The 20683-nt window shown below is 41.7% G+C and carries 12 protein-coding genes; 11 read left to right on the top strand and 1 reads right to left on the bottom strand.

From position 1 onward, the window contains the following. The first annotated feature begins 484 nt into the window (after nucleotides 1-484). On the top strand, nucleotides 485-1402 hold the full coding sequence (locus tag DXA54_RS03210; protein WP_008646638.1) for an alkaline phosphatase: 918 nt from the start codon (nucleotides 485-487) through the stop codon (nucleotides 1400-1402). A gap of 108 nt (nucleotides 1403-1510) precedes the next feature. Here DXA54_RS03210 and DXA54_RS03205 read toward each other — a convergent pair whose 3' ends face one another. Continuing rightward, the gene (locus DXA54_RS03205) at nucleotides 1511-3238 is read right to left on the bottom strand and encodes an ATP-binding protein (RefSeq protein WP_008646639.1); all 1728 of its coding nucleotides are present in this window, start codon (nucleotides 3236-3238) and stop codon (nucleotides 1511-1513) included. A gap of 141 nt (nucleotides 3239-3379) precedes the next feature. Here DXA54_RS03205 and DXA54_RS03200 point away from each other — a divergent pair, with 141 nt between their 5' ends. The 10 genes from DXA54_RS03200 (at nucleotide 3380) to DXA54_RS28445 (ending at nucleotide 20644) form a co-directional block, all read left to right on the top strand. After that, nucleotides 3380-3724 (top strand): winged helix-turn-helix domain-containing protein, encoded by a 345-nt coding sequence (locus tag DXA54_RS03200; protein WP_008646640.1) that lies wholly within the window; start codon nucleotides 3380-3382, stop codon nucleotides 3722-3724. A gap of 434 nt (nucleotides 3725-4158) precedes the next feature. Then, nucleotides 4159-5523 carry a hypothetical protein gene (locus DXA54_RS03195; protein WP_008646641.1) on the top strand — a complete coding sequence of 455 codons (1365 nt, stop codon included), beginning with the start codon at nucleotides 4159-4161 and terminating at the stop codon, nucleotides 5521-5523. Between the two features lie 209 nt (nucleotides 5524-5732). Then, complete coding sequence (locus tag DXA54_RS03190) at nucleotides 5733-8786, top strand: SusC/RagA family TonB-linked outer membrane protein (protein ID WP_008646642.1); 3054 nt, start codon at nucleotides 5733-5735, stop codon at nucleotides 8784-8786. 32 nt (nucleotides 8787-8818) lie between these two features. Next, complete coding sequence (locus DXA54_RS03185) at nucleotides 8819-10567, top strand: RagB/SusD family nutrient uptake outer membrane protein (RefSeq protein ID WP_032852413.1); 1749 nt, start codon at nucleotides 8819-8821, stop codon at nucleotides 10565-10567. 26 nt (nucleotides 10568-10593) lie between these two features. Next, nucleotides 10594-12135, top strand: coding sequence for a glycoside hydrolase (locus tag DXA54_RS03180; RefSeq protein ID WP_032852414.1), 1542 nt, complete (start codon nucleotides 10594-10596; stop codon nucleotides 12133-12135). Between the two features lie 106 nt (nucleotides 12136-12241). Then, nucleotides 12242-13432, top strand: coding sequence for a glycosidase (locus tag DXA54_RS03175; protein WP_008646645.1), 1191 nt, complete (start codon nucleotides 12242-12244; stop codon nucleotides 13430-13432). Nucleotides 13433-13953: 521 nt separating this feature from the next. Then, nucleotides 13954-17019 carry a SusC/RagA family TonB-linked outer membrane protein gene (locus DXA54_RS03170; protein ID WP_120078971.1) on the top strand — a complete coding sequence of 1022 codons (3066 nt, stop codon included), beginning with the start codon at nucleotides 13954-13956 and terminating at the stop codon, nucleotides 17017-17019. A gap of 38 nt (nucleotides 17020-17057) precedes the next feature. After that, nucleotides 17058-18683: a RagB/SusD family nutrient uptake outer membrane protein gene (locus DXA54_RS03165; RefSeq protein WP_120078970.1), complete on the top strand. Its 1626-nt coding sequence runs from the start codon at nucleotides 17058-17060 to the stop codon at nucleotides 18681-18683. Between the two features lie 34 nt (nucleotides 18684-18717). Next, the gene (locus DXA54_RS03160) at nucleotides 18718-20280 is read left to right on the top strand and encodes a glycoside hydrolase (protein ID WP_120078969.1); all 1563 of its coding nucleotides are present in this window, start codon (nucleotides 18718-18720) and stop codon (nucleotides 20278-20280) included. 25 nt (nucleotides 20281-20305) lie between these two features. Continuing rightward, entirely contained in the window at nucleotides 20306-20644 is a 339-nt protein-coding gene (locus DXA54_RS28445; RefSeq protein WP_243647633.1) for a hypothetical protein, read from the top strand. The last annotated feature ends 39 nt before the right edge of the window (nucleotides 20645-20683 follow it).

Below are 20683 nucleotides of genomic sequence, written 5' to 3'. Positions count from 1 at the left end.
AGAATGGGAGAAGATCAGCACTGATTTTCTCCCATTTTGTTTATATAATTCACAAACATTTCTGATATTCATCAAAAATAGTTTCTAATAAACTCGAATACCGTTCTTAATAAACTCTTCAACTATTTATTAAAAACGATATTCGGATTTATTATAGAACTGTAAACATATTATCTTTATAAAGCAACAGACTGATTCATATTAAAATAAGAGAGATCGCTATATAGTCAATATTACATACAAATTCACCACGATATTTTTCTTACATATATTAATAGTACATCCTTTCTCTCTAAAAAAACAGTTACCAAATAAAAAAATCAAAAAGCAAATCATGTAGTTTCAGAGGAAATAGAAAAAAAGTATTAGTATCTGCTAATATTATATTTGTCTCCCGTTCAAAATAGCCCTACCTTTGCTTATCGTCAATTACAGCATCTCATTAAACAACGAATAAAACATTAACCCTTTAAATAAAAGTATCATGAATAGACAAAACCTTTTCACTTTATTTGCTACATTCTCATTACTCTTCTGTTTCACATATTCTTGCAATGCCAAAGGAAAAGACAAAGCCAAACACGTTGTCTTCATCGGTTTGGACGGCTGGGGTGCGTACAGTCTCCCTAAAGCGGATATGCCCAATGTCAAAAAATTAATGGAAGACGGTGCCTATACATTAAAGAAACGCTCTGCACTACCTTCGTCCAGTGCCATCAACTGGGCTTCCATGTTCATGGGAGCCGGACCGGAACTGCACGGATATACCGAGTGGGGGTCTAAAACTCCGGAACTTCCCTCACGAGTATTAAACCAGCATGGCATTTTCCCAACTGTTTTCCAATTGCTGCGTGATGCTCGTCCTGAAGCAGAAATCGGCTGTTTATACGAATGGGAGGGAATCAAGTATTTGGTAGATACTCTTTCCATGAGCTATCATTATCACGTTGCTGATTGCAACAAAACTCCTAAAGAATTGGGAAATATGGCATCTGCTTATATTAAAGAAAAACAGCCAGCACTGGTTGCAATATGCTTTGACAGCCCCGATCACACAGGGCATACTGAAGGACATGACACCCCTGCATATTATACCAAATTAGCAGAATTGGATACGTACATGGGACAAATAGTACAAGCCGTAAAAGATGCCGGAATACTTGATGATACTATTTTCATATTGACTGCCGATCATGGAGGTATTGACAAAGGACACGGAGGAAAAACAATGCAGGAAATGGAAACTCCGTTTATCATATCCGGAAAGAATATCAAAAAAGGACTTAGATTTGATGATATAAGTATGATGCAATACGATGTAGCTTCTACAATAGCATCTATTTTCAATCTTGAACAACCACAAGTCTGGATAGGCAGACCGATGAAAGTAGTTTTCAAATAATCTCTCGAGATTATATAAAAAAGGAAAGGAGAAGCTAAACACAGAATTTAACTTCTCCTTTTATTTTTTCCTCTCTCGTCAATCAACTGTTTATGACCGCTACAAGATTCAAAAGATTTCTTCCATCCGTTCCAATTCGCAACCACGGAACTGCATCACAATGCAATGCAACTCTGTACCCTGCACCAACTGGCGCACCTTCGGCGCAGCAGCATATTCCTTTATCTGCACCGTTGCCTCCTGCCATTGTACTTTAGCTTTTGCATCAGTCTCCTTCGAAGAAAGATATTTCAGTTCCAATATATAGCTATGTTTCACCTCATAACGCAGCAAGTCCGGCATCAAGAATAAATCACAGTATCCATGATTTAACTCCACTTCCGGAGCTATCAGATAATAGGCATTCACACTTAGATAAGCAGTAAAAAATCCCTGAATATTACGCTCGCCCTCAATGGAGCTTCGCACAGAGGAATTATCCTTATAGGCATGGGCTATGAACTCCAAAGCCTCATGCCATCGGCCATCATAAGCCATATCGTAGAACATTAAACCCAGATTATTCAAATTGATATACCGTTTCTCCTGATATTCTTCTAACAGAAATTCATAATACTGTTTGCGCACATTATTGTTAGGAATACTCAATACTACATAATTTCCACGCGTACCAGTAATAGTCAGCATACCATAATAAAAGAGCAAGCTGGGAAAGATTTCCGGATTAGCTATTTCGGTTGCAGGAAAAGTAGTAATCAGGTTGGTTACGATTTGTCCCTCGTCGGTAATTCTACGCAAGACGCCCTTTCGGTCACCGTCCAGACGATCCAAACGAATAAGCTTCTTCATCTTGTTATAGTCCGTACGGGTGTTAGGATCTATCATCTGCTCGGGAGCTTTGCCTAATGTTATATAATTACGCAGATAATAAAGCACCATATCGCAGTTAAACATCTTCGGGTCACGCGTCAAACTCTCTTTTGCAAAACAATAATTGTCATACCACGGTTTCATTTCCAGCATCATCGCCTCTATGTCCGTATCTGCAGGCAGTTGTCCGGCATCCTTATAATATTGAAGCATCGTACGTACATCTGTCTCACTGAAACCCAGCATCATATTAAATTGAAAGTCGGTACTAATATTCCAACCAATATTAAACCCACTAGTCAAATCGTCTAATGTGACAGGACTGACACCAGTCATAAAGATACGCTCAAACATACCTTTGAATTTCTTAAAGATCTCCCGATAAAATCCACTGGCATGAGTCAGAGCATGATAAACTTCATTACCTTGCTCGTTGAGTACCACATTGGTGAAATTATCATATTCATCAATAATAAGATAAAGCCGAGAGGCATTATTTCGAGCTTTTCGGTCGAGAAAGTTTAGTTTATTAGCGGATCCTTCCTGTTTTTGCATCTCCTGTGCAAATCCCGGATAATAGTATGATTCATAAATGGATGCGAAATCGTCCAACCCGCCACAGCAATAATCATCGAAATTCTGCGCTAGTGTTCCTTCAATTCCACCGATGCGTGAGAAGTCGAGATGAAGAATCTGAAACTGTCCCTGCAAAGAAGTAGGCTGACTGCCTATCCAAAGACTACCAAAACGCTTTTGGAACTTTTCTTTCTGTGTGATGTCATAATAAGCCCGGAGCATACTCAAAAAAATACTTTTACCAAAACGACGCGGACGGATAAAGAACAGATATCTTGGCTGTTTTTCCAGCAAAGGCAGATACATCGTTTTATCCACATAATACATATTCTGCTCCGCCACTTCCACAAAATTGGAAACGCCATAAGGGATTTCTTTTACTTCTTCCATATTTACTCCTGTTTCTCGTTTAGCCTATCTGTAACGGCATGAGACAAAGGTACTTTATTCCGTCTAAAAGAACAAAAGAAAGGGACAGAAAGTTGAGAATTCGAAAGAAATGCGGAGAATGCAGGTTTCGGCATAGACAAAATGAAGAGTTGGAAACAATTGACAGGAAACGAAGTTTCAATTCTAAATGAAATAGACTATGTGACAGTAACATTTAAAATAAAAGGGCAAAACAGAAATCGCAAACGAGGTGGTCAAATAGGTGGTCAAATGCCAAAAAATCGTATCGAGATATTACGCCTTGTCATTGAGAATAATTATATAACCCGCAAAGAGCTTACCCAAAAAGTAGGAATAGCCTCTTCCGCCATCCAAAAACATTTGGAAGTATTAGTGAACGAAGGCTATATAAAACGTGAGGGCAAAACAAAATCCAGTTATTGGGTTATATTAAAACAAGACGACTCAAGCATACATAAAGAATGAATCAAAAGTAGATTATTACAAAAAGGTAATATAGAAGCATTCTTCTATTGGAATGAGATTCAGGAATTGATATAATAGACAAAGTACATCACTTCTTTCTAAAAAATGCGCTTTATTATCGGTATATTTTGCAGTAAATAGAATCATTATATTCTGTATCGGAAAAATAAAGTATCCCCTTTCTTTTTATAAGCAAACAAGCCGTTTTAGTAAAGGAAAAGATAGACGAAATATACGTGTATCTAATCTTCATATCAACAAACACATCTATTTATAGCGTTTTAGTATTACATTAAAGATGTTTAATCACTCTTTTTACCCATTTTTATGCTTTTTGTTAATTTTGTATTAGTATTTGATAAAATTATATTTGTCCCTCACCGCAAACCACCCTACCTTTGCCCACAGAGTTTAACATCATAAAAATATATGCAATGAAAAACAAATTATTTTATCTTATTGGAGTAGCCTCCCTTTTGAGCTACACTGGTACATTTACTTCTTGTGTAAACGGAGTTGATGACGAATATCTTGAACAGAAGTTTACTGATAATGGTGGAACTGATGATGAAAGTGAGGAACTTCCTGATTTGAACGGAGAGTATAGTATAGAGGGTGATTATGATCTGGTGATGACTTGTAACGGCGATAAGCTTGAGGGAAAGAAAATGATCATGACAGTAGACGAAAATAACGAAACTGCCTCTATTACGTTTGCAGCAGCACAAACAGATTTGGAAACAGCAATCGCTACTGCAATCCCAGGCGGTGTGGGAGGATTGGTCTCAGGCTGGGGACTCAAATACACAGGCAACAGCCCTGTTCCGGGAGTAAAGGAAATTACTGTAACTAATGTTCCTTTATATAGAAATGGAACAGATTATATATTTGAAGGAAGCTACGTCCAACCAACATATACTATGGATTATAGGGGGAAGATTGGAAACGAAAAAGCAACAGTAGCCATCAATTATGAACTGACAAATAAGAAATTAGTAGGTAAGTGGTATTCAGCAAAGATGAGCCAAAGCGGTGGAATAGCTAACCACGCTCCCTTTTGGGCTGATTGGAAATCAGACGTAATGCTCAGCCCTGGCAAAGCATTTGGTGTTAATATATCCGGTACACCTAACACAATGCTCGGCACAGTGGACGGCATGATTTTCAGTGCGAAGATTATGGAGGCAATAACTGGCAAAAATATAAAAATGAATCAAATTGTATTCAATTTATTAGAATATGTAGAAGCAGAACCTAACGGAGGTATGCTTGCCAGCTACTCCTACAACGAAGATATAACACAAGCAGGACCTTACAGCACGGAAGGGACTCACAATGTATTGCGATATTATTATGATCCTGAAAAACCGGATGAAAGAATTTACTTGGAACTCAACTCCGGCTTCCTCATAGATATGATCAACAGTCTAGGAACTTCTCTTTCTGGCAGCACTCGTACTGATGGCAGTACTCGTGCGGATGATGGTGATCTTCGCGACAAAGCTAAAGCACTAATCAAATTATTGGTTCCAGTCCTTGAGCAAGGTATTCTTTGCGAATATAAAATCGATGGTAACAATATGGCAATCAATATCGAAGGGGTTACACTGAGAAATATTTTGGCCAAGGCGATGGTAGTAGTGAATGACCCGACTGTAAAATCGTATTTAGACGGAGCATTTGATAGTTTGGGGGACACCAAAGACTTTGTAGTCAATCTATTAGAAGGTCTCCCGACAGCATTAAGAGAGGATGAATGCCAATACGTTAAAATAGGCTTGAAGTTTATCAAAAAATAGCGCCAAGCAAGAAAAAGGAGTTTTCAGGAAACATCACTATCATTGAATTAAAAAGAAAGTTGAAGAGGAGAGAATCAACATATTCTCTCCACACTTTCAAACCACATTTTTATAGACCGATGCATAAACATTAATTATCGGTCAGGAAATGAATGTGCGTTACCTTTAAAAATACCCCAAAAACAGCACATGTTTAATACCCAAGTATTATGAAAAAAGAACTTTATATATTCTTTATATTATGCCTCATTACCCTTTCCGGATTCGCCCAGGAAATAAAGGTAACAGGTATAGTTACAGAGGCTTCGACCAATGAGCCGATGCCCGGAGTTACTGTCCAGGTGAAAGGAACCACCAACGGGACTATCTCAAATGTAGATGGTCAATATACCATTCAGGTGAAGATGAATGACATTCTTGTCTTTTCAACCATTGGCATGAAAACAGTTGAAAGAAAAGTATCTTCCAACTCTCCAATCAATATCTCAATGGCAGAAGATAATGTCCAACTGGATCAAGTGGTAGTCATCGGTTACGGTACAGTAAAGAAAAGCCATCTCTCAGGATCGGTAAGTTCCGTAGGAACAAAAGAGCTGAATGGAGATGTGGCAACCACTGCCGCTACCGCCCTACAAGGAAAAATTGCAGGCGTATCCGTTATGAGTTCCAGCGGTAATCCGAATGATGGAACCACCATCAACGTGCGTGGCGTCAGTTCTTTATCAAACAATGCGCCACTATACGTAGTAGACGGTGCATTTGGTGATATCAACATGGTAGACCCTAACGATATCCAGTCTATCGAAGTTTTGAAAGATGCTGCTGCAGCAGCCATCTATGGTTCGCGCGCTGCCGGTGGTGTAGTATTGATTACTACTAAAGGCGGTCGCAAAGAAATGCCGACCAAAGTCGACGTTAACTTCTTCACAGGCGTTCAACAGAACCCTAAAAAACTGAATGTATTGAATGGAGAAGAATACAGCCGTTTCGCACGTTACTACGGTCTTGCCGCTGATGGTTACGGTGCAGAAACCGATGCTGTGCCATACATTGGGAAAGGCACAGACTGGCAGGACGTCATGTTGAACACAGCGATGGTATACAAAGCCAATATTGCCGTTACAGGAGGCTCAAAAAATGCATCTTTCAGCGCATCAGGTGGTTATCTGAACAAAGATGGTATTATGCGTAACAGCAGCCACGAGTCTTACAATATTCGTCTAAAAAGTGATTTCAGCTTCCTCAACAATCGTGTAACTGTAGGTGAATCTTTAATTCTTCGCCTAGCAGAGGGTAAAGGCGGTACAGATCAAGACACAATGAACGGCTTACTGCGTTTCCCTAGCGTTGTTCCTATTTTTGACTCGGAAAACGCTACAGGATGGGGTACATCTGCCGATATCAATCTTCCGAACCCTTATGCAATCTCTGAAATCAATGATATTACAAGTGAAAGCACGCAAATCTTCCTGAATGCTTACCTCCAGGCCGAAATCATCAATGGTTTGAAATACAAGCTGAATCTGGGTCTAAGAAGAAACCACACCAAAAACCGTAATTATACAGACGCATATGATCTGGGAACTTACGGGATCAACGAATCACCAGACCTTTCAGAAAGCTTCTCAAGTTTCGACTCATGGGTACTTGAAAACACATTGAACTACGACCGTACTTTCGGCAAGCACAATATCTCCGCTATGATGGGGTATTCTGCACAGAAAGACAAGAGCTATTCTTTAAATGGAAGCAACTCGGACCTTCCCAAATATATCGACACAATGACCGGAAACGTAACGACGATGAAAGCCGGAAGTTCTTTGTATGAACAGGCATTGGTTTCTCTCTTCGGACGTGTGATGTACTCTTACGATGATCGCTATCTGTTGTCTGCTTCTATCCGTCGTGACGGTTCGTCACGCTTCAAGGATGGACACCGCTATGGCAGCTTCCCCTCTGTTTCCGTAGGATGGAATATCAACCGCGAGAAATTCTTCCGCCCATTGGAGAATATCTTCGACCAAGTAAAACTGCGTTTAAGCTACGGTAAATTGGGTAATCAGGAAATGGACAGCTACTACCCTACACTGAGTGTGGTAAGTGACGGCATGAACTATCTGCAAGGCAACAGTATCTGGTTTGGTAAACTGCCTTTTGTAAACGCAGTATCTCCAGACAACCTGACATGGGAAAATACAGAAACTTACAATATCGGTCTGGATGTAACTTTACTAAATGGAAAATTGGCACTGACGGCAGATGCCTATATCAAAAATACAAATAATGTATTGCTACCGATTCCTTATGCTTCTTCCACCGGTATCAGTGGGCTCTCTATCCAGAATGCAGGACAGGTACAAAACAAAGGTATCGAAGTATCAGCTACATGGCGCAGTTCTATCGGCGATAAAGTAAACTACTACGTTGGTGCCAACTTGAGCACAGCAAATAATAAAGTTACCGAAATCACTGCAGGCGGAAAATATATGTCTATCTCCGGATATTCAGCTCACGGAGCAGGCGGACGTGGTATCAACATGTTCAAGAAAGGACATTCCATGTCTTACTTCAACCTGATTGAAACAGATGGAATCTTCCGCAGCATGGAAGAAATCGAAAACTACAAGAACAGCAAAGGCGAATTGATTCAACCAGGTGCACTGGTAGGTGATATCCGCTACAAAGACTGGAATGGTGACGGAAAGATTGACACAAACGACCAGCATGATGTAGGCAGCCCGCTTCCTAACTTTAATTTTGGTCTGAGACTGGGCGGTGACTGGAATAACTTCGACCTCAACATCTTTATTGATGGTGTAGCCGGTAACAAGATTTATAACTATCCCCGTTATTGTCTCGAGTCAGGCGCATTCAACGGTAACTTAAGCACAAATGTTGCCAACTCATGGAGACCGGACAACCCGAACGCTGACATGCCTCGTTTCTCTAAAGTAGATGGTACGGACAACAAACTGGCTTATACCGACAGATGGCTGGAAGACGGTTCCTATGTACGTTTGAAAACAATTGACCTCGGATACACTTTCCCGAAACAATGGTTACAGAAAGCAATGATTCAAAACCTGCGCATTTATGTATCTATGGAAAATCTGTTGACACTAACCAAATATACCGGTTATACTCCCGACTTGGGTGAAAGTTCTTCAACCGGTGTGAGCTACAATGTATTCTCAAGAGGAATTGACCAGGGACGCTACCCCATTCCACGTACGTTCTCTTTTGGTATCCAATTAGGATTATAAATACTAAGATTAATACACAGAAAAATGAAATTATGAAAAAGAATTGGTTATCATATATGCTTATATCAGCCCTCCTATCAGGGGCGCTGACATCCTGCAGTGACTCTTTTTTGGATCTGAAAGACCCAAACCACTTTACTAACGAAAACTTCTGGAAAGATAAAACAGATGCAGAAAGTGCATTAGCGGCAGCTTACTCGCCCATTAAATATCAGATGAACGGATATTATGGGGCATTCGACGGATGGCTGAACCTCAATAGCCGTGGAGATGATATTTTCACGATACTGAACGAAGAAGCCAGCATGTGGGATATAGCTACGTTTCAAAATTCCGCAACAACAGGGAATGACCCGTATGGTGCACTATATACAGGTATACAACGTGCCAACATTGTACTTAGATACATCGATCAGGTACCGGCAAGCGGCATTACGGAGGGCGACCGCGCCACCATCAAAGGCGAAGCCCTCACCCTACGGGCCTACCAATATTTTCTATTGGTGAGCAACTATGGAGATGTGCCTTTGCGTCTGGTTCCATCAAATGAGGATGATCCTAACAAAACGGCTTCTCCCGCATCTGAAATCTGGATACAGATTGAAAAGGACCTACTCACTGCAATCAATGATGGCAATCTGCCGGAAAGCCGTCCTGCCGAACAAAAAGGACGCATCGAAAAGGGGGCTGCCATTGCTATACTTGGAAAAGTATATGTAACACAGCAAAAATACAAAGAAGCCAAAGAGTTATTGAAAGGATTGATTGATTCATCCTACAGTCCATTCGGAACATCGGGCAAACGTTATCAATTGATGGAGAACTTCGTTGACAACTTTACTACTGCTAAAGAAAACAACGCCGAATCTGTATTCGAATTGCAATATAGTAGTGACGGAGACATGTCATGGGGTAATGAGGGTGGTATCAGTTTAGGTAGCTCACTGGCACAGTTCGTAGGACCTGCAAAATCAGGAGGATGGGCGAAGTTAATGCCCTCTGCATTCCTTGTTAGTGAATTTACAACTGAAACACGCGGCAATCGTCCCACTAAAACGATCATCAATGACAAGGGAGAAGAAGAAACGGTAACCGATACAGATCCGACCGCAGAACCCAACTCAAAATATGACAAACGTATCTACGCCAGCATGTTCTTCACTCCGAGCGAGTATGGCGATTGGGTATCGGAAGAAAACGGCTGGTACGATGGAAAGTTCTATGGTGGTCTTTTCACAATGGATGACCTTTGGACCGGAAATGCTTCCAAAATGGCAGGTGGTGCTCCTACCTTTAATGTTAGTCAGGCCACTGGCGCTCAAGTCGGTAAATTTCTCCTGAAGAAATACACCGCTCACTACGTAAAATCAAAAAGTGCCGATAACATGGGTAATATAGAAGGAAGAGCAAACAATGTACGCATTATACGTTTCGCAGAAGTATTATTGCTCTATGCTGAAGCCTGTGCTAAAGAGGTAGACAAAGACCAAGCCAACTGGGCATTGAACGAAATTCGCCAAAGAGCTGGTTTGCCGAAAAAAGAATTCCCACAAAGTGATCTGATGAAAGAAATTGAACATCAATGTCTACTGGAATTCTTCGGTGAAGGACATCGTTTCGATGACTTGAAGCGCTGGTATTCAACCATTCAAATCCAGGCAATATTTAAAGGAAATGATAAACAGGGTGCAACCAATTTCAGAGAAAAACATAAATATTTCCCTATTCCAGCAGGAGAGCTCAACAACTCATCTGTAGAACAGAATAATTTGTGGAAATAATTAAGAATACTATAAGAAACGATTTTATGAAAAAGATATATTTATTTTTAAGCACATCATTGTTCCTGCTACTGGGAGGTATCACAGCTTGTGATGATAACAGTCTGAGTCATGATGAAGTGAATATTCCGGATCCGGTAGTCATTTCAGACGAAGACGACGGTATTTCAGCGGAACCAACTACCGGGTCGGTTATCAGAATCCTGCCTGAAAGTAAACATCAGGAAATAGATGGTTTCGGATGTAATTTCGGATGGGCGGAAGCTGTATATGGATGTACAAAACGTGAACAGCTCATGGACGAATTATATGGCGAAAATGGATTGAGATTTAATATCTATCGTGGAGAAGTATGTGCTTCATCCGCATCCACAGACGGCAAAACTTTCAATTTCAAAACTGAAGAAAACTATCATCTGGGAGCACATTCTGCTGAACAAAAAGCACTGTTGAGTGCAGATAGCGAAAAATATAAGGAATATTCGCAGTTGTGGATTATCGACTATTTGTGCAAGAGAAAACTGATGGATATCTATTATTTCTTCTCTGTATGGACTCCTCCAATCGTATGGAAATCTTTTGGTGTGGGCGAAGAAGTCAGCGGTGGAAGTGGCTCTTTCAACAGTGAATACAGCAAAGAATATGCCGAGTTCCTAACCGGCTTTGCAAAAGCCTTTAAAAACAAATTTGGTATCAATGTCTACGGTATCTCCGGTTGGAATGAGCCCGACCAAGCCATGGGTGGATGGGACGGATGTTTGTGGGGTAATCAGCAAATGGCAGATTTTACAATCAAAAACCTACGTCCGGAACTGGATAGACAAGGCTTACAGGATACTAAAATTGTTTATGGAGAATTGCCTTGGTGGGCAAATGCCGTAACATGGGTAGAAACTTCATTAAAGAATAACCCGGAATTAGTGAATGCCAACATTGTGGCTGCAGGACATGGTTACTCTACAGTTGACTCCAATATCCTGCCAATGACAGCAGCCCAGGAAAAGGGTATACATGTATGGCAAACAGAAACCTGTGATGACAAAACCCGTGATGAGACTTGGAATGATGCAATGAAATGGGCAAAGAACTATCACGACTACCTGACGAAAGCACAGACCAGTGCCGTCGTATGGTGGGCAGGAGCACGTTACTGTACGTCAACGGGAGAAAACTTGCTTCAAACCGACAAATGGGATTTTAGTGATTCATACTACCGTGTAGACCGCTACTACTCTATCGGACAATTTTCCAGATATATCGAAAGAGGTTCCATACGCGTGGATGTAGAAACCGCCTCAACAACGGCAAACAGAATTCCGAGAGATTTAAGTGCGTCGGCATATATCAAAGACAATGCATATACCATTGTATTGGTGAACAAATCAAAAACCACAGGCTTTGACGCTTTGCTGGAAATAGAGGGCAAAGAATTCGATAGCATGGTTTCATACACTTCCAATTCCAGTGTAAAATGGTTGCGTAAGAAACTGAATCCTTCTTCGACAGGCAAACGTTCCGTGAATGTTCCCAAATACAGTGTAGTAACAATCACCGGAAAGTTCAAATAAAACAATCCGCCAACTCGAAAGAGGAACAATTAAGTTATGTATTGTCAATAAAATGATTCCGGATTCTTTTATCGGATCTGGAATTATTTTATAAAGAAATAGTATTATGAGTAGAACTTATGACAATAGATTGCGTCTTCTCAAAAAAGCGCATGAAACTCTGATAACCCGCCCAAACAACATGATTCTTCCGGGCAATGGGATTTTTGAAAGATACGAATATCCGGTTTTAACAAACGAGCACGCTCCCTTGGAGTGGCGTTATGATCTGAATCCGGAAACGAATCCATACCTAATGGAACGAATCGGTGTGAATGCCACCATGAATTCGGGAGCCATTAAATGGAATGGAAAGTATCTGATGATAGTACGTGTAGAAGGAAACGATCGGAAATCGTTCTTCGCCATCGCTGAAAGCCCTAATGGAATAGATAATTTCTGTTTCTGGGAGTATCCGATAGAATTACCCGACACAGACCCGGCAGAAACAAACGTCTATGATATACGTCTGACAGCCCATGAAGACGGCTGGATTTATGGTATTTTCTGCAGCGAAAGCCTTGATCCCAACGCTGCGCCGGGTGATCTGTCCTCTGCCGTAGCCAAAGCGGGTATTGTACGTACCAAAGACCTGAAAAATTGGGAACGACTGCCCAATCTGATCGCTAAAAGTCAGCAACGGAATGTGGTATTGCATCCGGAATTTGTAAATGGCAAATACGCTCTATACACACGTCCGCAAGATAACTTTATCGATGCCGGAAACGGCGGAGGTATCGGCTGGGCACTGATAGACGACATCACCCACGCAGAAATAAAAGAAGAAACCATTATTAACCACCGCCATTATCACACGATTAAGGAGGTAAAGAACGGTGAGGGTCCCCATCCTATCAAAACCCCCAAAGGATGGCTGCACCTGGCCCACGGAGTTCGCGCATGCGCTGCCGGTCTGCGTTATGTGCTCTATCTGTACATGACTTCTTTGGAAGACCCGACAAAGAGCATTGCCGAACCGGGCGGTTTCTTATTAGCCCCTATGGGAGAAGAGAGAATCGGCGACGTATCCAATGTACTTTTCTCTAACGGGTGGATTGCAGACGAAGATGGAACAATGTATATCTATTATGCCTCTTCCGATACTCGTATGCATGTAGCAACTTCGACCATAGACAGGCTGGTAGATTACTGTCTCCACACTCCAGCAGATGAGTTCCGTTCTACTGCCTCTGTGAAGAACATTTGCAAGCTTGTAGAAGCAAACAAACTCGTTATGGCAGAACAGCTTTATTTTTAAAGCGTCCAATAAATAAAGTGCAAAGTTGCCTGATTCAATACATAAAATCGGCAGCTTTGCACTTTTCTTTTTTATATTAAAAGCCTATTCTTATCCCTCATTCGATACACATTTCATCAAATCGAATAAGCCCACTCGTTATAATTTTATGTATTAAGCTGCAAAATAGTATCATTTCTACAAATTAAATAATACCGCCTTTCTCCCTTATAATACCATTGTTCCTTTTTCAAAAACAAGAAATAAGACATTAATATCCAACATACAGGATATACCAATGTAGCAAACAAGCCATTCATAGCCTAAAAGCAAGACATTTAAGCTCTATATGTAAAGTACGTCCTCACCATAAAAAAATAAATACATCACACAAAGACAGGCAAAATAATATCAGAACGTGCTAAGATAATATCTGCATAACATGACATAATCCTCTATTTTTGCATCATACAATTGTTGGTTGAAGTTTCCATGGATCAATTGACAGTTGCCCAGAGTTTATAAATCTAATGCAATAAATTATGAGAAGAAAAATTCATTTCTTACTATTCTTATTTCTCTGCATGACTAGCATCCCACTAGCGGCTCAAGACATTGAAGTAAAAGGAGTAGTAACAGAAGCTGCAACAAATGAACCTTTACCTGGAGTCACAGTCAGAATCAAAGGAAAAGACACCGGCACAGTAACAGACATGGATGGTAAATATTCCATCAAAGTGAACAAAGGGAGTACGCTGGTATTCTCTACAATAGGTATGAAACATATAGAGAGAGCAGTTACATCCGGTGCTCCGATCAACGTCTCAATGGAAGAAGATAATATTGCTCTTGAACAAGTAGTAGTTATCGGTTACGGTACAGTGAAGAAAAGTCATCTTTCGGGAGCTGTAAGCTCGGTTAGTGCCAAAGAGCTTAACGGACAAGTGGCTTCCAATACCGCAACAGCATTACAAGGAAAGATACCCGGAGTATCAGTGGCAAGCTCCAGCGGTGATCCGAATGGAACGATGACAATTAACGTACGCGGTATCAGTTCATTATCCAACAACAATCCACTGTATGTAATTGACGGTGCATTCGGCGACATCAGCATGGTCGATCCGAATGATATCTCTTCTATCGAGGTATTAAAAGACGCTGCCGCAGCAGCCATCTACGGTTCACGTGCAGCAGGTGGTGTAGTACTAATCACAACCAAAAGCGGCCGTAAAGATATGCCAACCAAATTGGATATCATTTTTTTCACAGGCATCAGCCAAACCCCTAAAACACTAAAAGTATTCAATGGAGAAGAATACAGTCGTTTCGCACGTTATTATCGTCTGGCGGACGACGGTTACGGATCAGAAAACGGAGCAACTCCTTTTATCGGTGAGGGTACAGACTGGCAGGATGTAATGTTACGCACCGCTATGACCTACAAAGCCAATGCTACAATCAGCGGCGGTTCGAAAAATGGTTCTTACAGTTCATCCGTAAGTTATCTCAATAAAGAGGGTATATTGCGCAATACAGATCATGAGTCTTATAATATCCGCCTGAAGAGCGATTATTCTTTCCTGAACAATCGATTAACCATAGGCGAATCGCTGATTGTAAACATGACAAAAGGAAGTGGCTACATTCATCAGGATACAATGTTCGACATCTTCCAGTTCCCCTCCGTTGTACCCGTCTATGACCCGACGAATTCAGGGGGCTGGGGTACCTCCAACGATATCAACTTACCCAACCCATTGGCAGAAATGACGGTCAATGATGAGCGAACTGAAACAACCAGAATTTTCCTCAATGCCTATTTGCAAGCGGAAATCATCAAAGGACTAAAATACAAACTCAACGTAGGTATCAGAAAAGAACATACTAAATGGCGCAAATATACAGACGCATACGATTTAGGTACATTTGGAAAGAATGACAAACCCGACCTGGAAGAAAAATCATCCACCTGGGAATCGTGGGTATTAGAGAATACTTTGAACTACGACCGTACATTCGGTAAGCACAACCTGTCACTTCTCGCCGGTTACTCTGCGCAGAAAGACAAAAGCCACAGCTTGTATGGAAAGAATAGCGATATGGCCCAATTCATAGAAACAATGCCGGGCAATGTGGATCCTTCCAACCTGAAAGCATCCAGCAGCCTGAATGAATTGGCATTGGTATCCCTGTTCGGACGTGTCATGTATTCATTCGACGACCGCTATCTGTTTTCCGCCTCCATTCGCCGCGACGGTTCGTCACGTTTCAAGAAAGGGCATCAATATGGCGCGTTCCCATCCGCTTCTATCGGATGGAATATTAATCGCGAGAAGTTCTTCAAACCGTTGGAAAATGTATTCGACCAGTTGAAGTTACGCTTCAGCTACGGTAAACTCGGTAATCAGGAAATGACCAGCTACTATCCTACGCAAAGTGTAGTATCGGATGGAATGAACTATGTATCGAACAATTCACCCTGGTTTGGTTCCATGCCTTATGTACAGGCTATTTCACCGGCTAATCTGACATGGGAAAATACAGAAACATATAACATCGGTCTGGATGTCAGCCTGCTGAACGGAAAATTAACTTTCACTGCCGATGCTTATGTGAAAAACACGAATGACGTACTGCTGCCTATCCCCTCGACCGCATCTACCGGTATCAGCGGAAACTCGATCCAGAATGCAGGACAAGTACGAAATAAGGGATTTGAATTTGCCGTGAATTATCGGGGTTCTATCAAAGATAAGTTCACTTATTATATAGGTGCCAATATCGCTGCCGACAAGAATGAAGTAACGAAAATCACATTGGGCGGCCAGAATCTGATGATTTCCGGTTATAGCGCACACGGTGCCGGTGGTCGTGGTATCAATATGTTTGCCGAAGGACATTCCATGTCCTATTTCAATCTGATTGAAACAGACGGTTTATTCCGTTCGGCAGAAGAGATTGCCAATTACAAGAACAAAGACGGCGAACTCATTCAACCCGGAGCCCAGGTCAGCGATATCCGTTACAAGGACTGGAACGGTGATGGCAAGATTAATACAGACGACCAGCATGATGTAGGAAGCCCCTTCCCCGATTTCACTTTCGGCGTCAGACTGGGTGGTGAGTGGAACAACTTCGACTTCAACCTTTTCTTTGACGGTATGGTAGGTAACAAAATCTATAATTATCCGCGTTATCGCCTGGAATCAGGAAACTTCAACGGAAATATGAGCACCGTATTGGCAAACTCGTGGAGACCGGACAATCAAAATACCGATATTCCACGCTTCTCTAAAACAGATGGTGCAGACAACAAATGGGCATACTCCGACAGATGGCTCGAGAACGGTTCATATATGCGTCTGAAAACATTGGATATCGGCTATACATTACCCAAAAACCTGACCAAGAAAGTCAAACTTGAGAATGTAAGAATATACACTTCAATGGAAAATCTATTCACACTGACCAAATATTCGGGTTATACTCCGGATTTGGGTGAAAGTACTGTTGCCGGTGTTGACTACAACGTATTCTCAAGAGGTATCGACCAGGGACGTTATCCATTGCCCCGCACTATCTCATTCGGAATACAAGTTAACCTGTAATGCCTTAAATTAATATTAAACATTAAAAGTCTATAAACATGAAAAGAAATTGGTTATCATATATGTGCATGGCAGCTCTTCTTTCCGGAGCACTGACATCGTGCAACGAATCCAGCTTTTTGAATCTGTCGGACCCTAACCATTTCACTGAAAGCAACTTCTGGAAAGATAAAGCAGATGCGGAAAGTGCTTTGGCAGCCGCCTATTCCCCCATAAAAGGAGCCATGTACGGATACTTCGGTGCATTCGACGGCTGGCTGAACCTCAACGGTCGCGGCGATGATATCTTCACCATCAAAGGAGAAGAAGTTCCCATGTGGAATATTGCAAACTTCCTGAATTCACCGTCCACCGGCAACGATCCTTATGGAGCGCTTTATTCGGGTATCCAACGTGCCAATATCGTATTACGCTATATCGACCAGGTACCGGCTTCGGGCATTACGGAAGAAGATCGTTCGATGATTAAGGGCGAAGCGCTCTTTCTGCGCGGCTATCAATATTTTCTGTTAGTCAACAACTACAAAGAAGTCCCTTTGCGACTGATACCGTCTAACGAAGATGAAACCAATAAAGGTCCTGCCAGTGAAGCTGCATTATGGACACAAGTGGAAGAAGATTTGGGTAACGCGATCAAATGTAACCTGCCTGTTGAACGCACCACCGCAAAAGAACGGGTTACCAAAGGGGCTGCTATCGCAATGCTGGGTAAAGTATATGCCACCCAACATAGATATCCGGAAGCCAAGCAATTATTAGGAACATTATTAAAAGCTCCTTACTCTTATGAGTTGATTGACAACTTCGGTAAGAACTTCACGAATGAAGATGAGTTCAATAAAGAATTCGTGTACGAAATAGCATACAGTCCCGACGGAGAATACTCATGGAGCAACGAAAGTGGAATCTGCCTGGGTTGCTATATACCGCAGTTTACCGGTCCGGTAAAATCCGGCGGATGGGCCAAACTGATGCCGAATTCTTTCATCGTAGGAGAATTCACCAGAGAAACTCGCCCGAACGATGCAGATACCAAGTTTGACAGACGTATGTATGCCAGCCTTTTCTTTGATGCAGCCAACTATGGCGACAAAGTACCCAACGAAAAATGGTATGGAAACAATTACTCGATGGATGAGCTTTGGGAAGGTAATGAGGGTAAAATGGCAGGTGGAGCTCCCAGCTTCAATGTCAACGGAACGGCAGGTAAATTCCTAATCAAGAAAAATACCGCATACTATGTGGATGATAAAGCACCGGATAATATGGGTAATAAGGAGGGAAGGTCCAGCAACTTACGTGTGATGCGTTTTGCGGAAGTCTTGCTGCTTTATGCCGAGGCATGTGCCAAAACCAGCGATCCGGACGGTGCCAACTATGCTTTAAAACTAATCCGTAAAAGAGCAGGACTTCAGGAAAAGACTTTCGCGCAAGAGGAGCTTATGACTGAAATCGAACATCAATGTTTATTGGAATTCTTCGGAGAAGGTCACCGTTTTTATGATCTCAAACGTTGGTATTCCGTCAGCGAAATCCAACTGATTTTAAAGGCCAACGGAAAGCAGGGTGCAGAAAACTTCCAGGAAAAGCACCTTTACTATCCTATACCGACAAGTGAATTGAACAATAATACTGCCATGGTGCAAACCAGTCTATGGAAATAATGTCCAGACAAGATTAACTTAATAAAGAAACAATATGAAAAAGATATATTCATTATTATTCGTATCCCTCTTCCTATTTCTAGGATACTCTTGTGACGACGGAACTCTGAGTCACGGCGACGTCTACATTCCCGACCCGGTAGAAGAAACAGACGAAGACGACGGTTTCTCTGCCGAACCGACTACCGAAGCTGTCATTAAAGTACAGTTCGGGGAGGGACACGAGCATCAGATTATTGATGGTTTCGGATGTGCTTTTGCCGAATGGTCACACCGCATATGGAACCACATGCAACGTGAAGATGTAGTAAACGACTTGTTTGGTGAGAATGGTTTAAAACTGAACATCTTCCGGGGAGAAGTATTTCCGCACTATCAGAATCCTGTCACCAACGTTATCGACTTCGGCATTAACCGCACATTCAACCTGGCTCCGAACGATCCGTCCATGATTAATGATTATTGGAGAGACTTCAACGGTTCGGGGTGTGGCGAACAGGTGCAGTTGGGTCAAATGTGGCTGGTGGATATTCTTCAGAGAAAATACAAGAATGTAAAGTTCATGTTCTCTACATGGAGTCCTCCCGGAACGATGAAATCCAACGGAAAACCTTCTGGCGGTAGTTTGAAATCCGGCTCGGGAGAAGAATTCGCCGACTATCTGATAGACTTCATCAATACATATACGAATAAATTCGGTATTAAGATTTATGCCATTTCACCGTCCAATGAGCCGAACAGTAGCGGAACAGGATGGAACGGATGTAGCTGGACTTATGGTAATTTAGCCAATTTCTGCCAAGATAATCTTCGCCCGGCTTTAGACAAGGCTGGTTATCAGGATATGAAAATTATCTTCGGAGAGCACTCATGGTGGAAAGCGGGAGTCACCTTCCTTGAGAACGGTTTGAAGGCTCGCCCCGAATTAGCAAATTCTAATATTATTGCAGCCGCTCATGGATATACATTAATCGGTAACACTGAATTTGTGCAATCACCTCTCTGCGCAGAAAAGAACATCCATATATGGAACACAGAAACCAGTTCTACAGACACATACGATCCATCCTGGAAAAATGCGATGCAATGGGCCACAACTTTCCACAATTATCTGGCAGTCTCCAATCTGAATGCATTTGTCTGGTGGGCAGGCGCACGGCCTTGTACCAATAACGAAGCACTTATCAGACTGGAAGAAGCACTGCCCGGAACAAATTATGAAAGAGCTGCCCGCTATTATAGCTATGGACAGTTCACCAAGTTCATTCCAGAGGGAAGCCGTCGTGTAGACGTAAAAACGATTGCTCCTGAAAACGATGAAGAAGTTTTCCCCAAAGAACTGTTAATGACAGCCTATGTTAAAGACGACACTTATACCATCGTATTAGTGAATAACTCTACAAGCAAAGCTTTCGAAACTAAACTGGAGATCGAGGGAAAAGAATTCCAGACAATGATTTCATATACGTCGGACGAGGGAGTAAAATGGCAGCGTAAAAAAGTGAACCCGTCTCTTACCGGATTGCGTGCCATTACTGTTCCTAAGTTTAGCGTTGTAACCATCACCGGTAAAATGAAAGATATTGGAGCTGAATAATCATCCTAAATAAACAATGAATATCATGAAAAGAAATCTATTATATTTAGCAGGATTCCTGCTTGCAGCCGCTACTATTTTCTCCGGCTGTAACGATGACGATCCCTCCTATCACAATCTCGTGCCAGATACACAGGAGCTAATTATTAATTTTGATGAAACACCGCAAGGAACGATTCAGATGCTTCAGGGAAATGGCAACTACAAGATAGCCAGTTCTGATGAAGAAGTAGCCACTGCCGTCGCCGAGGGAAATATGATTAAAGTGACAGCTTTGAAGGCGGGCAGCACTAATCTGACAATCACCGACTGGGCACAAATGAGTACCAGTGTAAAAGTCATAGTAGATCAGTTAAGTGGCTAGTTCTGGCTGTTTCATCCACAAAAATGTATCCGAGTGAAA

This window comes from Bacteroides sp. OF03-11BH (assembly GCF_003604005.1).
Lineage (GTDB): Bacteria > Bacteroidota > Bacteroidia > Bacteroidales > Bacteroidaceae > Bacteroides > Bacteroides ovatus.
This window is presented reverse-complemented; position numbering and strand designations above follow the sequence as displayed.